Source organism: Brevundimonas vesicularis NBRC 12165 (assembly GCF_001592205.1).
In the GTDB taxonomy this organism is placed as follows: domain Bacteria; phylum Pseudomonadota; class Alphaproteobacteria; order Caulobacterales; family Caulobacteraceae; genus Brevundimonas; species Brevundimonas vesicularis.
The window spans coordinates 91,265-112,001 of the sequence record NZ_BCWM01000011.1 but is presented as its reverse complement, the minus strand read 5'-3'; the positions used below and the strand labels follow the sequence as shown (position 1 = coordinate 112,001).

Here is a 20,737-nt window from a genome sequence, read left to right as displayed (position 1 = left end):
AAGGCGGCTGAACGTCAGCCGCAGGAAGGTTCGATCCTTCATGTCCACCGCCCTCGTCATCGGCCGCCAGGCCTGGATCAGCGCCCGCATCCTGTGGGACGCGCCCTTCGTGGTGCGGTTTAGGGGCGTCTTGCAGGCCCTGCTGGCGACCCTGCTGCTGATCGCCCTGGTGTCGTGGAATCCGGCGGACGCCAGTCTGAACGCCGCCTCCAGCCTGCCGACGACCAACTGGCTGGGGGCGAACGGCGCCCTGTTCGCCGACCTGTTCATGCAATCGCTGGGTCTCGCAGCCTGGCCCGCCGCCCTGCTGCTGGTCGCCTTCGGCCTGGCGCGCGCGGTCGGCGATGCGATCCAGCAAAGGCTCAAGCCCACGCCGCTGAAGGCCCTGGCCGCGACTGGCGGGGTGCTACTGCTATCTGGCGCGCTCGCCGCCCTGGCCGCGCCCGCCGCCTGGCCGCTCGCCGCCGGTCTGGGCGGTCTGTGGGGCGATGCGGTGACAGGCCTGGCGGCGCGCGGTCTCGGCGCCCTGCATATCCCCGGCGGCCGCATAATCGCGGGCCTCGTCTTCCTGATCTTCGGGCTGTGGCTGGTCGGTTTCGCCATCGGCCTGCGCGCCATGGATTTTCTGGACGCCCTGCACTGGGGCAAGTCGCTGCGCTCACCCGCGCCGCCTCAGCCGAAGCCCCAGGCCGCCCGCGAAAAGGCGCCCGCCAAGGCCCGAGCGCCCCGCGCCGCCCCACCGGAAGAGGCGCCGCTGGCCCCGACCTATGCCGAAGAGCCGCCTCAGACCGCCTATGACGATTTGCCGCCTTGGGAGGACGACGCCGTCCAGCCCGCGCCCCGCCCCTCGGCCGCCCGCCCGGTCGAGCCGCGCGTCGCCGCGGTCAAGGCCCCCAAGGCCCGCAAGGACGACGTGGACCAGCAGGCCTTCGACTTCGTGCGGCCGGAAGGCGATTTCGATCTGCCGCCGCTCGGCATCCTGACCAAGCCGGCCCAGCGCGTCGGTTCGGTGGACGAGGACTCCCTGAAACAGAACGCCAAGATGCTGGAAGGCGTGCTGCAGGAGTTCGGCGTGCGCGGCGTGATCGACCAGATCCGCCCCGGTCCGGTGGTCACGCTTTACGAACTGGTGCCCGCGCCGGGCGTGAAGCACGGCCGCGTGGTCGCCCTGGCCGACGACATCGCCCGGTCGATGTCCGCCCGCGCCTGTCGGATTTCCGTGGTCCAGGGCCGCAACGCCATCGGCATCGAACTGCCCAACGCCAAGCGCGAGACCGTCTATCTGCGCGACCTGCTGTCCAGCGCCGAATACGACAAGAAGGGCCACCTGCTGCCCCTGGCGCTGGGCGAGACCATCGGCGGCGAACCCTATGTCGCCGACCTGGCGCGGATGCCTCACCTGCTGATCGCGGGCACCACCGGCTCGGGCAAGTCGGTGGGGGTCAACGCCATGATCCTGTCGATCCTATATCGCCACAGCCCGGCCGAATGCCGCTTCATCATGATCGACCCCAAGATGCTGGAGTTGTCGGTCTATGACGGCATCCCGCACTTGCTGGCGCCGGTCGTGACCGATCCGAAGAAGGCCGTCGTCGCCCTGAAATGGACGGTGCGCGAGATGGAGGATCGCTATCGTCGCATGTCCAAACTGGGCGTGCGCAACATCGCCAGCTACAACGAGCGCGCTCGCGAGGCCCAGGCCAAGGGCGAGCATTTCGAACGCACGGTTCAGACCGGCTTCGACGACCAGGGCCGCCCGGTCTATGAGTCCGAGAAGATCCGGCCCGAACCCCTGCCCTTCCTGGTCGTGGTCATGGACGAAATGGCCGACCTGATGCTGGTCGCCGGCAAGGACGTCGAGGGCGCCGTCCAGCGTCTGGCCCAGATGGCCCGCGCCGCCGGCATCCACCTGATCATGGCGACCCAGCGCCCGTCGGTGGACGTCATCACCGGCACCATCAAGGCCAACTTCCCGACCCGCATCTCCTTCCAGGTCACGTCCAAGATCGACAGCCGCACCATCCTGGGCGAACAGGGCGGCGAGCAGCTGCTGGGCCAGGGCGACATGCTCTACATGGCCGGGGGCGGCCGGATCACACGCCTTCACGGCCCGTTCGTCGACGACAAGGAAGTCGAGGACGTCTGCAAACACCTGAAGGCCCAGGCCGAGCCCGACTATCTGGATCTGATCACCGACGAGCCGGACGGCGACGGCGACAACGCCTTCGACGAGGGCGGCGGCGGCGGATCGGGCGACGACCTGTACGACCGCGCCGTCGCCGTGGTCACCCGCGATCGCAAGGCCTCGACCAGCTACGTCCAGCGTCGGCTCCAGATCGGCTACAACCGCGCCGCCTCTCTGATCGAGCGAATGGAGCAGGAAGGCGTGGTCAGCCCCGCCAACCACGCGGGCAAGCGCGACGTCCTGGCCGGCCCGCCGCCGATGGTGTGACAACAATCGAGGAACGGCTGCGGCCCGGAGCCGTTGTCTGACCCGCTATCGCGTCCAAGCTTCAGCATTTCGATGAACAGGGCTTCATCGCAGCGCCGGAATATGGTCAGGCTCGCGTCATTCCGACGCCAAGCCGACCGGGCAAGACGGCAGGATCGACAACCATCCCGAACGGGAGACGAACTTCATGACCTCGCGCACCAAGACCCTGGCCTTGCCGGCCGTCGATCTGCACCGCCGCAGCCTGCTGCTGGGCGCCGGCCTGACGACCGGCCTGATCGCGCTGGGCGCCTTCGACGCCGCCCACGCCCAGTCCAACCTGTCGGCTGAGGATCGCGCCGTGGTGCAACAGGCGCAGGGCTATCTGCAGGCCCTGACCTCGGCGCAAGGAACCTTCACCGAAACGGGTCCGAACGGCCAGACGCGCCAAGGCCGCTTCTATCTGCAGCGTCCGGGCAAGATGCGGTTCGAATACACCAACCCGGCCGGTCTGCTGGTGGTGTCGGACGGCTATAATGTCAAACGCTACGATCCGCGCCTGAACAGCTTCCAGCAGGTGCCGCTGGGTCGCACCCCGCTGTCTACCTTCCTGGCGCGTAATGTGCGGCTGGACCAGGGCGTGCGCATCGAGCGCGTGACCCGGATGGCTTCGGGCGCCTTCGCCATCACGGCGCGGGATTCCAACCGCCCGAACGACGGTCAGGTCGTGCTGGCCTTCGCCGGCAATCCGATGCGTCTGCAAGAGTGGACCATCACCGATCCGCAGGGCGCCCGCACCCGGACCCAGTTGACCGCGCTGCGGCCCGCGTCCGGCCTGTCTGCGCGCCTGTTCCAGCTCAGCGATCCGACCCGTCGTCCCGGCCGCAACTAAGGGCGTTCAGTCTAGAGTGTTCTTGAGGGCGGGTGACCATTCCTCAACCCCTGTCCCCCTAGATTCGCCGCATGAGCGCGACCGCCCCGCCATCCGGCGTCCCATCGCTGAAATGGATCGCGGCGGTCGGCGCGGGCGCCTTTGCTCTGTTCATGCTGGGCGCACTGGTAGTCGAACCGGCTCTGAATCGCCTGATCGCGCCGACCGACCTCTCCGCCAGACCTCGCGTGTCCGGACAGGTCGAGGTCGGGGAAGTCGTGCTGTCCGGGCGCTACGTAGCGGCCAAGTCCGACATGGCGCTCGACGTGGACGGTGGAGCGCTGAGCACGACCACGGGCGGCCGCCTGACCTCGTCGCCGCATCGGCTGGTTCAGGCGGATCAGCAGGCCAGCGTCTCCAAGAGGTTCACCGACGCTATGGCCGTGCCGCCGATGGCCCAGATCGAGGTGCGACGCGTCACGGCTGACGAAGACACGCGGCTGTGCGCCGGTCATCCCGTCGGATGGCTGGCCTTGGCCGTGCGGCGCGACGGTTTCGTCCTCATGCCGGTGCGACAGGGACCGCCGCCGGGCGCCCTGCTGGCCGACGACCGCCTGTGCGCTGTGCTGGACCTGAGCCGATGATGCGAGGCCTGATGCTGGCGGCGCTGATCGGACTGGCGGCGGCGCTTCTGACCTGGACCCGGCCGGGCGCTACGGATGGGACGGCGACGGACCCTGTCGTCATTCAGGTGCTCGACAACGGCTTTCACACCGATATCGCCGTGCCGCGCGCCGCGCTGGAACGCCGCGGCGGTACTCTGGCGCTTGCAGTCCAATCCTTGGCGCCTGGCGACTGGATCCTGATCGGATGGGGCGATGCGAAGTTTTACGTCGATCAGCGCCCGATTTCAGATCGCCTTCCCGACGGCGCGCGCGCCTTCCTGCATCCCGGCAATCGATCGGTACTGATGCTGGCCCCTCGACGCGACGATCCGCGTCTGGCCTATGGCGAAGACAACGGCGCCCTGACCCTGAGCCGCTCTGCGTTCCAGCGTCTGGCCGCGCGGGTCGAGGCCTCGCTCGATCTGTCGAACGGCCGGCCGCGCATCGCAGCCATACGTGCCGGCGATGACGCGCGCTTCTTCGCCAGCCGCGAGACCTTCTCCATCCTGCACCTGTGCAATCACTGGACGGCCGGTGTCCTGAACGCCAGCGGCGTGGCGGTCCGGCCAGTTCCAGCGATCATCTCGGGCGAGGTGATGCGCTCGGTTCGGGCCGCCGAACGGGCGCGAAAACTGGACAGACCCCCGCTGCGGGACTAGACCGCCCGACTTTCGCCTATCCGGCCGGGTCCGATCCCCAGCGGGCGAACAAGGAGGAGAGGCCGATGGCCCACAAGCAACACACCCGCAACGCCTCCGGCCCCGCCGGACCCAGCCAGCGCCAGCTGCGCGCCGGCGAGCTGATCCGTCACGCCCTGGTCGACATCCTGCGCGAGGAGGATATCCGCGACGAGGCCCTGGCCGGGGTGTCCATCACCGTGACCGAGGTGCGCCTGTCGCCGGACCTGAAACACGCCACCTGTTTCGTCGAGCCTCTTGGCGCCGGCGTCGAGGCCGCACCGACCAATGGGCATGAGAGCGAGATTATCAAGGCGCTGAACGTGCACGCCAAATTCGTGCGCGGCCAGCTGGGCCGTCGTCTGGACATGAAGTTCACGCCCGACCTGAAGTTCCGCCACGACGAAAGCTTCGACGCCGCCAGCCACATCGACCGCCTGTTCGACGACCCCCGCGTCCGCGCCGACCTGGAGCGCCGCGACGACGAGGGCGAAGACTGATGCTGGCGATCCTCCCCCGTCCTTCACGGGGGAGGGGGACCGCGCGCAGCGTGGTGGAGGGGGCGACCCCAGACACCGGCCTTGCGTCCGCCCCCTCCACCACTTCGTGGTCCCCCTCCCCAGCTTCGCAGGGGAGGATTTGAGGATGGGCCGCAAGAAGAAGGGCGACGTCGTCGACGGCTGGGTTTGCCTGGACAAGCCGTTCGAGATGGGATCGACCGAGGCCGTCAGCCGCATCCGTCGCCTGTTCAACGCCCAGAAGGCCGGTCACGCCGGAACGCTGGACCCGCTGGCCAGCGGCATCCTGCCCATCGCGCTGGGCGAGGCGACCAAGACCGTGCCGATGATGATGGAGGCGCAGAAGGTCTATCGCTTCACCATCAACTGGGGCGTCTCGACGGACAGCGTGGACCGCGAGGGCGAGATCATCGGCCGCTCCGACGTGCGTCCCACGGTCGATCAGGTGAAGGCCGCCCTGCCCACCTTCGTCGGCGAGATCGACCAGACGCCGCCGCGCTTTTCCGCGATCAAGGTGGACGGCGCCCGCGCCTATGACCTGGCCCGCGACGGGGTGGAGTTCGAGCTTCAGGCTCGCCGCGTGACCATCCATTCCGCCGAGGTCAGCGACGCGCCCGACGCCGACCACGTGGAACTGACCATCCGCACCGGCAAGGGCGTCTATGTCCGCTCGCTGGCCCGCGACCTGGCCGCCGCCCTCGGTGCCGAGGGTCATGTCAGCGCCCTGAGACGCGAGCGCGTGGGGCCGTTCAGCACGCAAAACGCCGTCACTCTGGATTCTCTGGAGGAAATGGTGCATAGGGGCGCCGCCTCGGAAGGCTTGCTTGCCGTCGCGACCGCTCTGGACGACATCCCGGAACTGGCCGTGAATGAACAGGACGCCTTCTCGCTTCGGCAGGGACGCCCGATCGTTCTGCTCCCCCGTCAGGTGGAAACCCTCAAGGATCGTCTTACCGGCGGTTCGCGCACGGTTTCAGCCTTTCAGGGCCAGACCCTCGTCGCCCTCTGTCAGTTGCGGGCCGGTCGGCTAGAACCCGACCGCGTTTTCAATCTTTCCTGATCGCCTGATCAGGAGACTCCAACCCGGCCTCAAGTAGCGCGAAAGCGCGGTAGGCCACCAAGGGAGAACTACGATGTCGGTTACTGCTGAACGCAAGCACGAGATCATCGCCGATAACGCCCGCTCCGCCGGCGACACCGGCTCGGCCGAGGTTCAGGTCGCGATCCTGTCGGAACGCATCGCCAACCTCACCGAACACTTCAAGACCCACAAGAAGGATAACCACTCGCGTCGTGGCCTTCTGAAGATGGTGTCGCAACGTCGCCGCCTGCTCGACCACCTGAACAAGGTCGACGCCGGTCGCTACCAGGCGCTCATCTCCAAACTGGGCCTGCGCCGCTAAGGCGTCGGAACAGTGTAGAATACGCTTTCGAGGCGCGGGCGGTCACGTCCGCGCCTCGTTGTGCAACTAAGCGCTTCCAGGCCAAGTGGCTGCCGGTTGGCCGCCCGGGAAGCGCGACTATAAGACACGACCTGTGCGCCGCAGGACTTACCGGCGCAGCTGCGAGGGCCATGACGGTCCTCTCCCGGTCGTCGCGATGGCGCGGCGGCCTCTGGATCGAAGGACTGAACGCCGACGCATCCGCCCCATGATGGGACCCCGCACGGAATACGCCGTCCGGGATACGAAAGACGAAATATGTTCGACATCAAACGCAAGACGATCGACTGGGCCGGCCGCCCGCTGACCCTGGAAACGGGCCGCATCGCCCGCCAGGCCGACGGCGCCGTGCTGGCGACCTACGGCGAGACCGTGGTTCTGGCCACCGTCGTCTATGGCCGCGCGCCCAAGCCCGGCCTGGATTTCTTCCCCCTGACGGTCAACTACCAGGAAAAGACCTTCGCCGCCGGCAAGATCCCGGGCGGCTACTTCAAGCGTGAAGGCCGTCCGTCCGAGAAGGAAACCCTGGTTTCCCGCCTGATCGACCGTCCGATCCGCCCGCTGTTCGTCAAGGGCTTCAAGAACGAGACCCAGGTCGTCGTGACCGTGCTGCAGCACGACATGGAAAACGATCCCGACGTTCTGGGCATGGTCGCCGCCTCGGCCGCCCTGACCATCTCGGGCGTGCCCTTCATGGGCCCCATCGGCGCCGCGCGCGTCGGCCTGATCGACGGCGAGCTGGTGCTGAACCCCGCCATCGACCTGATCCCGTCCTCGGACCTCGACCTGGTGGTCGCCGGCACGCAAGACGCCCTGATGATGGTCGAATCCGAAGCCAAGGAGCTGTCGGAAGAGAAGATGCTCGAGGCCCTGATGTTCGCGCATGCGGGCATGCAGCCGGTGATCGACGCCATCATCGAACTGGCTGAACACGCCGCCAAGGAGCCATTCGACTTCCAGGCCGAAGATCACTCCGACGTCGTCGCCTCGATCAAGTCGCTGGTCGGCGAAGACATCAAGAGCGCCTACACCCACGCCGGCAAATACGAGCGCCGTTCGGGCGTCGACGCCGCCAAGAAGGCCGCCGCCGCCAAGCTGGTGAAGACCGACGAGAACCCCGACGGCGTCGACGGTTCCAAGTTCTCGGCCGCCTTCAAGGAGTGCGAAGCCGAAGTCCTGCGTCGCGACATCATCGAGAACGCGCACCGCGTCGACGGCCGCGCCCTCGACAAGGTCCGCGCCATCGTGTCGGAAGTCGGCGTCCTGCCGCGCACCCACGGTTCGGCCCTGTTCACGCGTGGGGAAACCCAGGCCCTGGTCGTCGCCACCCTCGGCACCGGCGAGGACGAGCAGTACATCGACAGCCTGCAGGGCACCTACAAAGAGAACTTCCTGCTGCACTACAACTTCCCCCCCTATTCGGTGGGTGAAGCGGGCCGCATGGGTTCGCCCGGCCGTCGCGAAATCGGTCACGGCAAGCTGGCCTGGCGCGCGATCCGTCCGATGCTGCCGACCAAGGAAGACTTCCCCTACACCATCCGTCTGGTCTCCGAGATCACCGAGTCGAACGGCTCGTCCTCGATGGCCACGGTCTGCGGTTCGTCGCTGGCCCTGATGGACGCCGGCGTGCCGCTGGTTCGTCCGGTCTCGGGCATCGCCATGGGCCTGATCCTGGAGCCGTCGGGCGAGTTCGCCATCCTGTCGGACATCCTGGGTGACGAAGACCACCTGGGCGACATGGACTTCAAGGTCGCCGGCACGTCGGAAGGCATCACCAGCCTTCAGATGGACATCAAGGTCGCCGGCATCACCAAGGAGATCATGAAGCAGGCTCTGACGCAGGCTTCGGCCGGTCGCCTGCACATCCTGGACGAGATGTCCAAGGCTATGGATGCGCCGCGCGCCGAACTGGGTGAACACGCGCCCAAGATCGAAACGGTCAAGATCCCCGTCGACAAGATCCGTGAAGTCATCGGTTCGGGCGGCAAGGTCATCCGCGAGATCGTCGAGAAGACCGGCGCCAAGATCGACATCGGCGATGACGGCACAATCAAGGTCGCCGCCAACGACCAGGAGAAGATCGACGCCGCCAAGGCCTGGATCCAGTCCATCGCCTCGGAGCCGGAAGTCGGAACCATCTACTCCGGCAAGGTCGTCAAGGTCGTCGATTTCGGCGCCTTCGTGAACTTCTTCGGCGCCAAGGACGGCCTGGTCCACGTGTCCCAAATCGCTCTGGAACGCGTCGCCAATCCGGCCGACGTTCTGTCGGAAGGCCAAGAGGTCAAGGTCAAGTTCCTGGGCTTCGACGATCGCGGCAAGACCAAGCTGTCGATGAAGGTTGTCGATCAGGCCACGGGTGAAGACCTGACGGCCAAGATCAACGCGGAGCGCGCCCAGCGTGGCGAAGAGCCCCTGTCGGAAGACACCGGCGGTCGTCCGAAACGTGACGGCGGGGATCGCGGTGGCGATCGCGGACGTCGTCGTCGCGACTAAGCGACCTCGCATCCAAGACTGATGAGGCCCGGCGGAGCGATCCGCCGGGCCTTTTTCTTTGGGGCCGCGCAACGGCTGTCCGCGATTTCACTTGCCGCTTCGGCCCATGCAGTTTCCATTGCCGCATCCAAGTTCGAGGGGCCGTTCCATGTTCGATCGTCGTCGTCTTCTTCAGTCCGCCGCCTTGGGCGCCGGTCTCGTCGCCGTGGGCGGCCCCGCCTTCGCGCGTCAGGCCGGGGCATCGCAGGGCGACGCCGCCGCCCAACTCAAAACCTTCATGGACGCCACGTTCGAGCAGACGCTGGACAAGAGCCCTGAGGTCGTCACCATGTTCGGCTTGGACAAGGGCGACCGCGCCGCCGCCAAGTCCAAACTGACCGTTCCGACCCGCGCCGAGGAAGACGACCAGCGCGCTTTCACGCGTCGCCAACGCGCCGAACTGTCCCACATCGACCGCTCTAAACTCGATGCCCGCAACGCCAACTACTACGACAGCCTGACCCAGAATCTGGACGGGGTGATCGCCACCTACGACATCCCCTACGGCCAAGGCGGCTGGCCCAATCCGTACCGCGTCAGCCAGCAGGGCGGCGCCTATCAGTCCACGCCCGACTTCCTGGCCAACCAGCACACCATCGAGACGGCCGCCGACGCCGACGCCTATGTCGCCCGCGTCAACGCCTTCGCGGACGTGCTGCTGGCCGAGACGGATCGATTGAAGGAAGACTATGCGCTGGGCGTCATCCCGCCCGACTTCATCCTGGCCAAGGCGATCCGCCAGCAGGACGGCGTCCTGGCGACCCCCGCGGCGACCTCGCCCCTGACCCAGTCGGTCGTGGATCGGGCCCGCGCCAAGGGCCTAACCGGCGACTGGGGCGCCCAGGTCGAACGGCTTGTGACCGAGCGGGTCTATCCGGCCCTGGCCGCCCAGAACGCCGTGCTCAAGGCAGCCCAACCGAACGCCGTGCACGAGGCCTCGGTGCGCCGCCTGCCGCAGGGCGAGCAGTATTACGCCAACAGCCTGCGCTACATCACCACGACCCGGCTGACCGCCGACGAGATCCACCGCACCGGCGTGGAACAAATGGCCGATCTGACGGCGCGCGCCGATGTGTTGCTGAAGGCGCAAGGCCTGACGCAGGGTTCGGTCGCCGAGCGGATCAAGGCCTTGGGGGATAATCCCAAATACGTCTATGCCAACACCGACGCCGGCAAGGCCGAGCTGATCGCCAAGCTGAACGCCCAGATGGCCGACATGCAGGCCCGCCTGCCCAACGCGTTCGGCCGCCTGCCTAAAGCCAAGGTCGAGATCAAGCGGGTGCCGCCCGAGATCGAGGCCGGCGCGCCGATGGGCTATTACAATTCGCCCAGCCTGGATGGGACGCGGCCCGGCATCTATTGGATCAATCTGAAGGACACGGCGGAATGGCCGTCCTGGACCCTGCCGACCCTGACCTATCACGAGGCGACGCCGGGCCACCATTTGCAGATCAGCCTGCAGCAGGAGAGTGAGTCCGCGCCGCTGCTGATGAACCTGTTGGGCTTCTCGTCCTACGTCGAGGGCTGGGGGCTGTACGCCGAACAGCTGGCCGACGAACTGGGCGCCTATGAGAACGATCCGGTGGGTCAGATCGGCTACCTGCAATCGCTGATGTTCCGCGCCGCGCGCCTGGTGGTCGACACCGGCATCCATTCCAAGGGCTGGAGCCGCGAAGAGGGCATCCGCTACATGATGGAGGCCTATGGCGATCAGGAAGGCGCGGCGACGTCCGAGGTCGAACGCTATTGCGGCTGGCCGGGCCAGGCCTGCGCCTACAAGGTCGGTCACAACGAATGGGTTCGCCTGCGCGAAAAGGCCAAGACGACCCTGGGGCCCAGGTTCGACATCAAGGGCTTCCACGACACGGCGCTCGCCGCCGGCGGCGTGCCCCTGTCGGTGCTGGAGCGGATCGTCGACGGCTGGGTCGCGACCCAGGCCTAGTTCCGGCGCTCAGTCGGCGACGGTCAGGCCGTCGGCCTGGCGCAGGCGGTTGTGGATGTCGGTGGCGGCGACGGCGGCTTCGGCGGTCGCGACGGCGATCTGGTTGAGGCCGCGCACGACGTCGCCGGCGGCATAGAGGCCCGGCACGCTCGTGGCCTGATGCAGATCGACCTCCAACCGGCCGTCGTCGGCCAGACGCGCCTCCAGCCCCTCGGCCAGTTCGGCGTTCGGCGATGTGCCCAACGCCGAATAGACAAGGTCGAATGCGCGGCTCTGGCCGGCGTAACTCAGGGCCGTCACCCGGTCGTTTTCGATGTCGATCGCGTCCAGCGGCGCCAGGATCAGTTCGACGCCCAGCCGTTCCAGTTCGTCACGCCGGCTGAGCGCGTCGTGCGCGCCGATGTGGATCAGGGTCACACGGTCGGAATAGGTGCGCATGAAGGCGGCCTCGCGCGCGCCCTTGTCGCTTTGGCCGATGATGGCGACAGCCTTGTCGGTCGCCTCATAGCCGTCGCAGATGGGACAGATGCGGACCAGCGCCTTTTGCACCGCTGCTTCGACGCCGGGCAGATCCGGATGGTGATCGACGACCCCGGTCGCCAACAGGACGGCGCGGGCGCGGATGGTGCGGCCATCCATCTCAGCGACGAAGCCGTCGCTTTCGTGGGTCAGGCGTTGGACGCGACCCGGTTCAACGACCGCGCCATATTCCTCGGCCTGTTCGCGCATCCGCTTCAGGATGTCGGCGCCGGTGATGCCGGCCGGAAAGCCCGGCATATTGTGGCTGAGCGGGATCCAGCAGGCGCGGGGCGCGCCGCCATCCACCACCAGGGTCCGCCGCCGAAAGCGGCCCAGATAGGTCGCCGCCGTCAGGCCGGCCGGGCCCGCGCCGATGATCAGAACCTCCGGATCGGTCACCGCGTGCGCCAAGTGACAGGCCAAAGGTCGGACGGCACGCCGGCGCATTCGCCCATGATGCTTTCCTGCGTCAAGGTGAAGCCCTGTCCCGTCCAGGCCCAGGTCTGCGCCGCGCCGCAATCCCCGATGCCCCGCGCCTTGGCGAAGGCCGACAGGGTGCGGGTCTTGGGATCATAGACGCCGTTGACGGTCGCGTTGTCCGGCATGACGGGATCGGAACCCGGCCCTTCCGATCCGGCGAGGATCGCGGGCCGAGGGTCGCGACCGCCCGATCCTGTCAGATACCAGTTGTGGGTGACGTTATAGGCGCCCGATCCGCAGGGCACGGCCCACAGCTCGGTGCGGGCGTCCAGCCGGGCGGACATGACCATGTCGCTGACGGCCGGCATGGCCGATTCCTTGAGGCAGTCGCCGACCTCGGTGCGGGCGCGCAGCGCGGCGGGCGCCTTCTGGTTCTGATCGCTAAACCCGACCTGATCGACGGCCGGGGCGGGGGTGACGGTCGGCAGCGGCGGCGCGACAGGAACGAGGGCGGCCGGGCGGTCGCCGCGTCGGATCAGGGCGGTTGGCGTATTCAGACGTCCCTGCTTCTCGTCGATCCACAACAGGGCGGCGGCGGCGCCGTGCAGCGAGACCTCCTGGGTTGCGGCGCCGCGAATGATCATGACCTTGCCCTGAGCCAGGGCGTCGAGGGCGGCGCGAGCGCCTTCGCGGATTTCGCCGATCGGCGCCTCGGCGTCGCTCGTTGCGCCCAACACGGCCGGATAGGCGCGGCCGTCGATGGTCAGGTTGAGGGAGCCGGCGCCCTTGGCCTCACTGTCGGGCCAATAGCCGAAGAGGATTTGCGGCTGGGCGTCCGGACCGGGCGCCAGGGTTATGCGGACCCAGCCAGCGGCGAACTCTGGCGCAAAGCCGAAGGCCCAGCATGTCCCGTCGTTGCCGCAGGTGGCGCTCCAGTCCCGGAAGGTCTTGGTTTCAGGGCGGATCTGCAGCACCGGCGCAGCGGCGGCGGGCGCAGCCGCGTCCGTGGCCCTGGTCGCAACAGGCGCCCTGTCCGCATCCCTGTCGCCGCATCCGGCGACGACCAGCGCAGACACGGCGAGGGCGGACAGGCCTGGGGCTGATCGGGCGACGCCGCGCCACAGGCCGTTCGGGGTCATGCCTTCTTCAACTCCGACGGCTTGTGCGCCGCGCGAGCGCCGGTCTTGGCGCTTTCGACGATATACTCCGGATTATCCTTGGAGGCCGCAACCTTGTGGCCCTTGATCTTGGTTTCCGAAGTGACCTTCTTGACCACCTTGCCGGTCGTGGCGCCCTGGCTGTGATCCCACTTCACCTTGTCGCCGGCCTTGAACGTCTTTTCTGACATGACGATGACTCCTGCTGTGTCGCTTCCTGTTCAGCGATCAGCCTGCGCATCAGTTCCGCGTCGATCACGGGCGGCGCCTCGCAGAAGGTGACGATCCAACGATCCACCAGCTGGCGCTCTTCTTCCGTCATCCTGCCGTCCGTCTCTGTTGCTGGGCCCAAGAGAAGTCCGGGCTGGCCAAAGGGTTCAGGATCGATCTGCGTTATTCCGGGGGGCGACGACGGGCGGCGGGGTTTGCGCGGGCGCGCGGCCTCGCTATACCGCCGCCACGACATTCCCTTCCCCACAGTCACAGGCGGACCGCACGCATGGCCAAGATCAAGGTCGAAAACCCCATCGTCGACATCGACGGCGACGAAATGACCCGCATCATCTGGCAGATGATCAAGGACAAGCTGGTCTTCCCGTTCCTGGATCTCGAGCTGGACTACTACGACCTGGGCATGGAGCACCGCGACGCCACCGACGACCAGGTGACGATCGACGCCGCCCACGCCATCCAGAAGCACGGCGTCGGCGTGAAGTGCGCCACCATCACCCCGGACGAGGCGCGGGTGAAGGAGTTCGGCCTGAAGAAGATGTGGAAGTCGCCGAACGGCACCATCCGCAACATCCTGGGCGGCGTGGTCTTCCGCGAGCCGATCATCTGCTCGAACGTGCCGCGCCTGGTTCCGGGCTGGACCCAGCCGATCGTCGTCGGCCGTCACGCTTTCGGCGACCAGTACAAGGCCACCGACTTCCTGATGCCTGGCCCCGGCACCCTGACGATCAAGTTCGTCGGCGAAGACGGCGAAGTGATCGAGCACGAAGTCTACAAGGCCCCGGGCGCCGGCGTGGCCATGGCCATGTACAACCAAGACGCCTCGATCCGCGAGTTCGCCCACGCCAGCTTCGCCTATGGCCTGCAGCGCAACTATCCGGTCTATCTGTCGACCAAGAACACGATCCTGAAAGCCTATGACGGCCGCTTCAAGGACCTGTTCCAGGAAGTGTTCGACGAACACTACGCCGCCGAGTTCAAGGCGCGCGGCCTGACCTATGAGCACCGCCTGATCGACGACATGGTCGCGGCCGCGATGAAGTGGTCGGGCGGCTTCGTCTGGGCGTGCAAGAGCTACGACGGCGACGTGCAGTCCGACGTGGTGGCTCAAGGGTTCGGCTCGCTGGGCCTGATGACCTCGGTCCTGATGACGCCGGATGGCAAGGTGCTGGAAACGGAAGCCGCCCACGGCACCGTGACCCGCCACTATCGCCAGCACCAGAAGGGCGAGGCCACCTCGACCAACTCGATCGCCTCGATCTTCGCCTGGACGCGCGGCTTCAAGCACCGCGCCAAGCTGGACGGCAACGCCGCCCTGGACCAGTTCGCCGACACCCTGGAGAAGGTGGTCGTGGACACGGTCGAGGCCGGCTTCATGACCAAGGACCTGGCGCTGCTGGTCGGCGATCAGCAGGGCTGGCTGACCACCGAGGGCTTCCTCGACAAGGTCGCCGAGAACCTGAAGACCGCCCTGCCGGACGTGGGCTAAGGATAAGGGGGAGCCGGAAACGTCGCGAGGCGTCCGGCCCCCTCCACCGCTTCGCGGTCCCCCTCCCCCGATGGGGGAGGAGACGTCCTCAAGCAGTGCGAAGCGCGGTAGGACAAGAACAATGAGCCCCGTCGGATCGCTCCGGCGGGGCTTTTCGTTGTGTGATCGGCCGGGGCGTGCATGATCGGCGGTAATGAGGATGCGTTCTTGAAGCGGTTGTTCGGAAACCTGGTGCTGGCGGCGGTGGTCGTGGCGGTGCTGTCCTTCTTCGCGGCGCCCGCGGTGGCCTTCTTCGCCATTCGGTCGGCGGCCGAGGCGAACGACGTGGCGGGGCTGGCGCGGCTGATCGACTTCAACGCCGTGCGCCAGTCGCTGCGGCCGCAGCTGGCGGGACGGCCCGAGGCGATGGCGCCCGCGCCGTCCTTCCTGGAAGACCCCATCGGCGCCTTCCGGCGTCAGATTGAGCAGAACCCGATCCTGCGCCAGCCGGACGTGGACGCCTATCTGACGCCCGCCGCCCTCAACGCCCTGCTGAAGGGCGAGGGCCGATACGCCAGCCAGCGCACGTCGGCGGGCGTGGCGCCGGTCTCGGAGCGCAGCCGCAAGCCCTGGCCCAGCCCCGCCTACTGGAGCGTCAATCGAGCGCGGATGGCGGTGACGGATCAGGGCGGGTCGCGCACCCTGTTCACCTTCGAGCGGCGCGGGCCGTTCGAGTGGAAGCTGGTTCACATCGGCCTGCCCGACGGGACTGCCCCGGCGGCGCCCGCCGTGACCGTCACCCCGCGATAAACCCGGCAACCGACGCCGCCCAGCCTGCGTTGGCTTTCCAAGGAGACGACATGAGCCGCAAGATCATCACCGGAGCCCTGATCGCCGTCGTCATCGGCGTGGTCGTCGCCCTGTTCGTTTCGCCCTTCATCGCCGCCCAGGCGCTGGTGCGGGCCGCGCGGACCGGGGATGCGGCCGGGCTGGAGCGGCAGGTGGACTTCCCGGCGTTCCGCACCAGCCTGAAGAGCGAGCTGAACGCGCGCGCGGCCCTGGAAATCCGCAATCGGACCAAGGGGGACACCGGCCTGGCGGCGCTGGGCATGCTGCTGGCCCCGTCGCTGGTCGAGGGGGCGGTCGACAACTTCGTCACGCCGCAGGGGATCGCCGCCATGGTCCGCTCCGGCGAGACGCCCGAACCGGAACGGCCCGTGCCCGCTGACGACACCCCGGCCGTCGACAAGGACAAGATCCGCCAGTCCTGGGCCTATCGCGGGCTCAACACCTTCGCCGTCACCCTGACGCGCGACGACCGGCCGGACGATGCGCTGGTGCTGATCATGGAACGCCGGACGCCGTTTTCCTGGAAGCTGGCCGGGGTCGATCTGACGCCCGACCCGATGGGTTGAGACGGTCGGGGACAAAAACACCGTCTAAAGTGTCTAATTCGTCTGATTGGACGGGGGGGGCCAATCAGAAAGTGAGTGCAATTGGTGCGCTTTGCCTTGGGTGCGCGGCCTCCTCTGTGGTGAGCGCAGAGTATAGGCCGTCTCTGCGGCATGCTCAGGAAGCGGACGCTGCGGCCGGCTAAGCCGCTGAGTTGCAAGGCTGTCAGGTTCGAAATTGCGATGGATTACCCTCTTCCTTTGGGAGAGGGCTTGAGCGCATGAGCGCGCAGCGATCGTACTTGCGCGAAAGGGTGAGGGTCGGCTGGTGCGACATGGTCCGCCGGCCGACCCTCATCCGGCCCTTTGGGCCACCTTCTCCCAACGGGAGAAGGTCATCGTATTTTTACGCCAGCGCCGCACGAACCGCCGCCAGGCCGTCTTCGGCCTTCGAGCCGTCGGGGGCGCCGCCCTGGGCGAAGTCGGGTTTGCCGCCGGCGCCCTGGCCGCCCATGGCGATGACGGCGGCGCGAGCCAGGTCGGCGGCGTTGACGCGGTCGGTCAGGTCCGAGGTCACGGCGACGGTGACCGCCGCCTTGCCCTCGGTGACGCCGATCAGGGCGACCACGCCGGTTCCGACCTGTTTCCTGAAGTCTTCGGCGACGCCGCGCAGACCCTTGCCGTCCACGCCGTCGAGCACGCGGGCCATCAGCTTGACGCCGTTGATCTCCTCAGGCGCGGACGCGGCGCCCGAGCCGCCGCCCAGGGCCAGCTGCTTCTTCAGCTCGGCGACCTGTTTCTCCAGCGACTTGACCGAGGCGGTCAGGCTGTCGACCCGGGCGGGGACGTCGGCGGTCTGGACCTTGAAGCTCTGGGCCAGCGCACGGGCGACGCCGGCCTGGGCCAGCAGATACTGACGCGCGGCCTCGCCGGTCAGGGCCTCGATGCGGCGCACGCCGGCGGCGACGCCGGTTTCCTGAACGATCTTGAACAGGGCGATGTCGCCGGTGCGGGCGACGTGGGTGCCGCCGCACAGTTCGACCGAATAGGGGGCGTTGTCGCTGACCAGCGAGCGCCCCAGCGTCAGCACGCGCACCTCGTCGCCGTACTTCTCGCCGAACAGGGCGATGGCGCCGGCCTCGATCGCCTCCTGCGGCGCCATCAGCTTGGTTTCCGCCGGGACGTTCTGGCGGATGACGGCATTGACCTCGGTCTCGATGGCCGACAGTTCGGCCTCGGTGAGCGGGGCGCCGTGGCTGAAGTCGAAACGGGCGCGCTCGGCATCGACCAGCTGACCCTTCTGGGCGACTGCGGGGCCGAGCACATTCTTCAGCGCCGTGTGCAGCAGGTGGGCGGCGGAGTGGTTGGCGCGGCTGGTGCGGCGCTTTTCGGCGTCCACCAGCTGGGCCGCGCGGGTTCCGATCTCCAGCTTGCCGGCCGTGACCTGGGCCACCAGGACATGCAGGTCGCCGGCGTGTTTGCGCACATCGATGACCTCGGCCTCGCCACCCGGCCACTCCAGGGTTCCGTGATCGCCGGCCTGGCCGCCGCTTTCGGCATAGAAGGGGGTGGTGTCGAACAAGACTTCGACGATGTCGCCGGCCTCGGCCGTTTCGACCGGCGCGCCGGCGTTCATCAGGGCCAGGACCTCGCCCGAGCCTTCGATATTGTCATAACCGGTGAAGACGGTCGGCCCCATCCGGTCGCGGATCGCCAGCCATTCGTTTGTGTTGGCGGTCTGGCCCGAGCCTTTCCAGTTCTCGCGCGAACGCTGGCGCTGTTCGGCCATGGCGGCCTCGAAGCCATCGACATTGACCGAGAAGCCGCGACGACGGGCCTCGTCCTGGGTCAGGTCCAAGGGGAAACCGTAGGTGTCGGACAGGGTGAAGGCCGTCTGGCCGTCCAGCATGTCGCCGGGCCGGAAGCCCTGAACCGCCGTGTCGAACAGGGCCATGCCGCGGCCGAGCGTTGTGCGGAAGCGGACCTCTTCCTGCTTCAGCGTGTCCTCGATGAAGGGCTGGGCGCGGGCCAGTTCGGGATAGGCGTCGCCCATTTGCGCCACCAGGGTCGGGACCAGACGGTGCATCAGGGGGTCGGCGGCGCCCAGCAGGTGGGCGTGGCGCATGGCGCGGCGCATGATGCGGCGCAGCACATAGCCCCGGCCTTCGTTCGAGGGCGTGACGCCGTCGGCGATCAGGAAGGACGACGAGCGCAGGTGATCGGCGATGACCCGGTGGCTGGCGGCCTGATCGCCGTCCGACTTGGTCGAGGTCGCGTCTTCGGACGCGGCGATCAGCGTCTTGAACAGGTCGGTTTCGAAGACCGAATGCACGCCTTGGAGCACGGTGGTCATCCGTTCCAGACCCATGCCGGTGTCCACGCTGGGCTTGGGAAGGTTTCGAACGATCTGATCGTTCTCCTTCTCATACTGCATGAAGACGTTGTTCCAGATCTCGACGTAGCGGTCGCCGTCCTCGTCCGGCGAACCGGGAGGACCGCCCGCGATCTTGTCGCCGTGATCCCAGAAGATTTCGGTGCAGGGGCCGCAGGGGCCCGAGTCGCCCATGGCCCAGAAGTTGTCCGAGCCGGCGATGCGGATGATCTTGTCGTCGGAGAAGCCGGTGACCTTCTTCCAGATCGCGGCGGCCTCGTCGTCATCGATATAGACGGTGACCAGCAGGCGTTTGGGGTCCAGGTCGAAGTCCTGGGTGACCAGGTTCCACGCCTTCTCGATGGCGTGTTCCTTGAAGTAGTCGCCGAACGAGAAGTTGCCCAGCATCTCGAAGAAGGTCAGGTGGCGGGCGGTATAGCCGACGTTGTCCAAGTCGTTGTGCTTGCCCCCGGCGCGCACGCATTTCTGCGAGCTGGTCGCGCGCGGATAGGGCGGCTTGGCGGCGCCGGTGAAATAGTCCTTGAACGGCACCATGCCCGCATTGACGAAGAGCAGCGACGGATCGTTCTGCGGCACCAGCGGGGCCGAATGGACCTTGGCGTGGCCGTCCGCCGCGAAATAGTCGAGGTAGGTGGCGCGGATCTCGTTCAGGCTGGGCATATGCGGTCTTCGGATGGGGCGGTCGCTAGGAACCGGCGTCATATAGGGTTTTGGCGGGGAGCGCATCATCTGCGCGGGGAGAGGCGGGCAGACCCTAAAGCCCGCTCCGCTTTTCTCACGTTTTGGCACTGTGCAAAGGAGCGGGGGATGAAGGCACCAAAACTATCGGAGACTATTCGGCAGTTGGAGACCTGACGGTAGTCTGAATTCCAGCTTCCACCCCTAGCAATCTTCTGACGTCAGTAATCTGTGCCCTTCGCTTTGATGGACTCCCAGAAGCAATAGACACCTGCAGCGGCAAGCGGCACCGCCAACCAATACCAACCTGCAAAGAAGCCAATGCAAGACATGCCTGCGCAGCCCATAGCAAGACGCAGTGCAAAAAGGGATGAGCCGGGCGGATCGTACATATTTCCACCTTAACGTGAGCCAGGTTAGTTTCCCACTTAGAACAGCCGTTGATGCGTCCAGCCTATGCGTCCGCGCCAGCTTGTACAGTGACAGCGCGCCTCACACCCTCGGCGGCGGACCGAACTTGCCGGACTGGTAGTCCTGGATCGCCTGGATGATCTCGTCGCGGGTGTTCATGACGAAGGGGCCGTGGCTGAAGACCGGCTCGCCGATGGGATCGGCGTGGCCTAGCAGCACCACGGCGTCGGTGGTCGCCGTGATCTGGACCGCATCGCCGTCGGACAGGGCGGCGAGGTTCCATTGGGGCACGGGGGTTCCGGCGACGAAGACCTCGCCCTTGACGCCATACAGGAAGACGTTGCGGCCGGGGGCGACGGGCGTTTCGAACGTCGCGCCGGCGGGCAGGCGGACGACGGCCAGATGGATGTCGATCAAGGACTGGATCGGCGCCTTGACGCCCAGCCAGTCGCCGGAGACCGGCTCGACCGTGACGCCGTTCTCGGTGGTGAAGGTCGGGATGTCGGACTTCTGCAGGCCCACATAGTCCGGCTTGGTCATCTTCAGCCGCGACGGCAGGTTGACCCACAGCTGCAGAATCTCCATCGGCCCGCCGTCGCGCTTGAAGGCGGCCGGGGACAGTTCGGCGTGGATCAGGCCTGAGCCGGCGGTCATCCACTGAATCCCGCCCGCCTTGATGATGCTCTCGCCGCCGCCGGAATCGTTGTGGGCCAGCTCGCCGTCCAGAATGAAGGTGACGGTCTCGAAGCCCCGGTGCGGGTGCGGGCCGAACGGCAGGCCGGCGTTGCCCGGCGCATAGATCTGGGGCCCGTGGTGGTTCAGGAACAGGAAGGGATCGATTTGGTCCAGGCCGGGGCCGGGTACCGGACGGCGGGTGGTCAGGTCGCCGATGTCGTCGCGATGGGCGGGGTGCAGGCGAAGGACGGAACGGGGCTGGGTCATTCGCTACATATAGGGTGGCGGATAGACGCTGGCGAGATCAGAGGTGGCGA

Annotated in this window: 18 protein-coding genes; 12 read left to right on the top strand and 6 right to left on the bottom strand. The window is 67.1% G+C overall.

Annotated elements, in window-relative coordinates:
* The first annotated feature begins 40 nt into the window (after positions 1-40).
* The 9 genes from BVE01S_RS10625 (at position 41) to BVE01S_RS10585 (ending at position 11,078) form a co-directional block, all read left to right on the top strand.
* Complete coding sequence (locus BVE01S_RS10625; RefSeq protein ID WP_066627333.1) at positions 41-2,452, top strand: FtsK/SpoIIIE family DNA translocase; 2,412 nt, start codon at positions 41-43, stop codon at positions 2,450-2,452.
* Positions 2,453-2,639: 187 nt separating this feature from the next.
* A complete protein-coding gene (locus BVE01S_RS10620; protein ID WP_066627327.1) occupies positions 2,640-3,323 on the top strand; it encodes a LolA family protein in 684 nt (227 codons plus the stop codon).
* A 71-nt stretch (positions 3,324-3,394) separates the two neighbouring features.
* Positions 3,395-3,946: a hypothetical protein gene (locus BVE01S_RS10615; protein WP_066627324.1), complete on the top strand. Its 552-nt coding sequence runs from the start codon at positions 3,395-3,397 to the stop codon at positions 3,944-3,946.
* Positions 3,943-4,626: a DUF2459 domain-containing protein gene (locus BVE01S_RS10610; RefSeq protein WP_066627321.1), complete on the top strand. Its 684-nt coding sequence runs from the start codon at positions 3,943-3,945 to the stop codon at positions 4,624-4,626. The genes BVE01S_RS10615 and BVE01S_RS10610 overlap by 4 nt, the downstream gene beginning before the upstream one ends.
* Before the next feature lie 65 nt (positions 4,627-4,691).
* The gene (gene rbfA, locus BVE01S_RS10605; protein ID WP_066627318.1) at positions 4,692-5,144 is read left to right on the top strand and encodes a 30S ribosome-binding factor RbfA; all 453 of its coding nucleotides are present in this window, start codon (positions 4,692-4,694) and stop codon (positions 5,142-5,144) included.
* Between the two features lie 145 nt (positions 5,145-5,289).
* A complete protein-coding gene (gene truB, locus BVE01S_RS10600; RefSeq protein WP_066627315.1) occupies positions 5,290-6,222 on the top strand; it encodes a tRNA pseudouridine(55) synthase TruB in 933 nt (310 codons plus the stop codon).
* Positions 6,223-6,295: 73 nt separating this feature from the next.
* Positions 6,296-6,565 carry a 30S ribosomal protein S15 gene (rpsO, locus tag BVE01S_RS10595; protein ID WP_017506665.1) on the top strand — a complete coding sequence of 90 codons (270 nt, stop codon included), beginning with the start codon at positions 6,296-6,298 and terminating at the stop codon, positions 6,563-6,565.
* A 297-nt stretch (positions 6,566-6,862) separates the two neighbouring features.
* Complete coding sequence (pnp, locus tag BVE01S_RS10590) at positions 6,863-9,097, top strand: polyribonucleotide nucleotidyltransferase (protein ID WP_066627313.1); 2,235 nt, start codon at positions 6,863-6,865, stop codon at positions 9,095-9,097.
* Between the two features lie 148 nt (positions 9,098-9,245).
* On the top strand, positions 9,246-11,078 hold the full coding sequence (locus tag BVE01S_RS10585) for a DUF885 domain-containing protein (protein WP_066627305.1): 1,833 nt from the start codon (positions 9,246-9,248) through the stop codon (positions 11,076-11,078).
* Positions 11,079-11,087: 9 nt separating this feature from the next.
* Here BVE01S_RS10585 and BVE01S_RS10580 read toward each other — a convergent pair whose 3' ends face one another.
* Genes BVE01S_RS10580 through BVE01S_RS10570 form a run of 3 tightly spaced genes read right to left on the bottom strand, consistent with a single transcriptional unit; the run spans position 11,088 to position 13,365 of the window.
* The gene (locus BVE01S_RS10580) at positions 11,088-11,996 is read right to left on the bottom strand and encodes an NAD(P)/FAD-dependent oxidoreductase (protein ID WP_240612163.1); all 909 of its coding nucleotides are present in this window, start codon (positions 11,994-11,996) and stop codon (positions 11,088-11,090) included.
* Positions 11,993-13,156: a DUF1176 domain-containing protein gene (locus BVE01S_RS10575; protein WP_066627299.1), complete on the bottom strand. Its 1,164-nt coding sequence runs from the start codon at positions 13,154-13,156 to the stop codon at positions 11,993-11,995. The genes BVE01S_RS10580 and BVE01S_RS10575 overlap by 4 nt, the downstream gene beginning before the upstream one ends.
* Entirely contained in the window at positions 13,153-13,365 is a 213-nt protein-coding gene (locus BVE01S_RS10570; protein WP_066627295.1) for a hypervirulence associated TUDOR domain-containing protein, read from the bottom strand. The genes BVE01S_RS10575 and BVE01S_RS10570 overlap by 4 nt, the downstream gene beginning before the upstream one ends.
* Positions 13,366-13,673: 308 nt before the next feature.
* On the opposite strand from BVE01S_RS10570, the gene BVE01S_RS10565 reads away from it, so the two are divergent.
* The 3 genes from BVE01S_RS10565 to BVE01S_RS10555 all read left to right on the top strand — a co-directional run bounded on the left by BVE01S_RS10565 (position 13,674) and on the right by BVE01S_RS10555 (position 16,288).
* Positions 13,674-14,894: an NADP-dependent isocitrate dehydrogenase gene (locus BVE01S_RS10565; RefSeq protein WP_066627292.1), complete on the top strand. Its 1,221-nt coding sequence runs from the start codon at positions 13,674-13,676 to the stop codon at positions 14,892-14,894.
* Between the two features lie 207 nt (positions 14,895-15,101).
* Positions 15,102-15,683 (top strand): DUF2939 domain-containing protein, encoded by a 582-nt coding sequence (locus tag BVE01S_RS10560; RefSeq protein ID WP_218015925.1) that lies wholly within the window; start codon positions 15,102-15,104, stop codon positions 15,681-15,683.
* A gap of 50 nt (positions 15,684-15,733) precedes the next feature.
* Positions 15,734-16,288 (top strand): DUF2939 domain-containing protein, encoded by a 555-nt coding sequence (locus BVE01S_RS10555; RefSeq protein ID WP_066627286.1) that lies wholly within the window; start codon positions 15,734-15,736, stop codon positions 16,286-16,288.
* A 382-nt stretch (positions 16,289-16,670) separates the two neighbouring features.
* Here BVE01S_RS10555 and alaS read toward each other — a convergent pair whose 3' ends face one another.
* From alaS to BVE01S_RS10545, 3 genes are all read right to left on the bottom strand, one after another.
* On the bottom strand, positions 16,671-19,316 hold the full coding sequence (gene alaS / locus BVE01S_RS10550) for an alanine--tRNA ligase (RefSeq protein ID WP_066627284.1): 2,646 nt from the start codon (positions 19,314-19,316) through the stop codon (positions 16,671-16,673).
* Between the two features lie 239 nt (positions 19,317-19,555).
* Positions 19,556-19,726: a hypothetical protein gene (locus tag BVE01S_RS16810; RefSeq protein WP_157076453.1), complete on the bottom strand. Its 171-nt coding sequence runs from the start codon at positions 19,724-19,726 to the stop codon at positions 19,556-19,558.
* Positions 19,727-19,826: 100 nt separating this feature from the next.
* Positions 19,827-20,687 carry a pirin family protein gene (locus BVE01S_RS10545; protein ID WP_066627282.1) on the bottom strand — a complete coding sequence of 287 codons (861 nt, stop codon included), beginning with the start codon at positions 20,685-20,687 and terminating at the stop codon, positions 19,827-19,829.
* Positions 20,688-20,737: the final 50 nt, after the last annotated feature.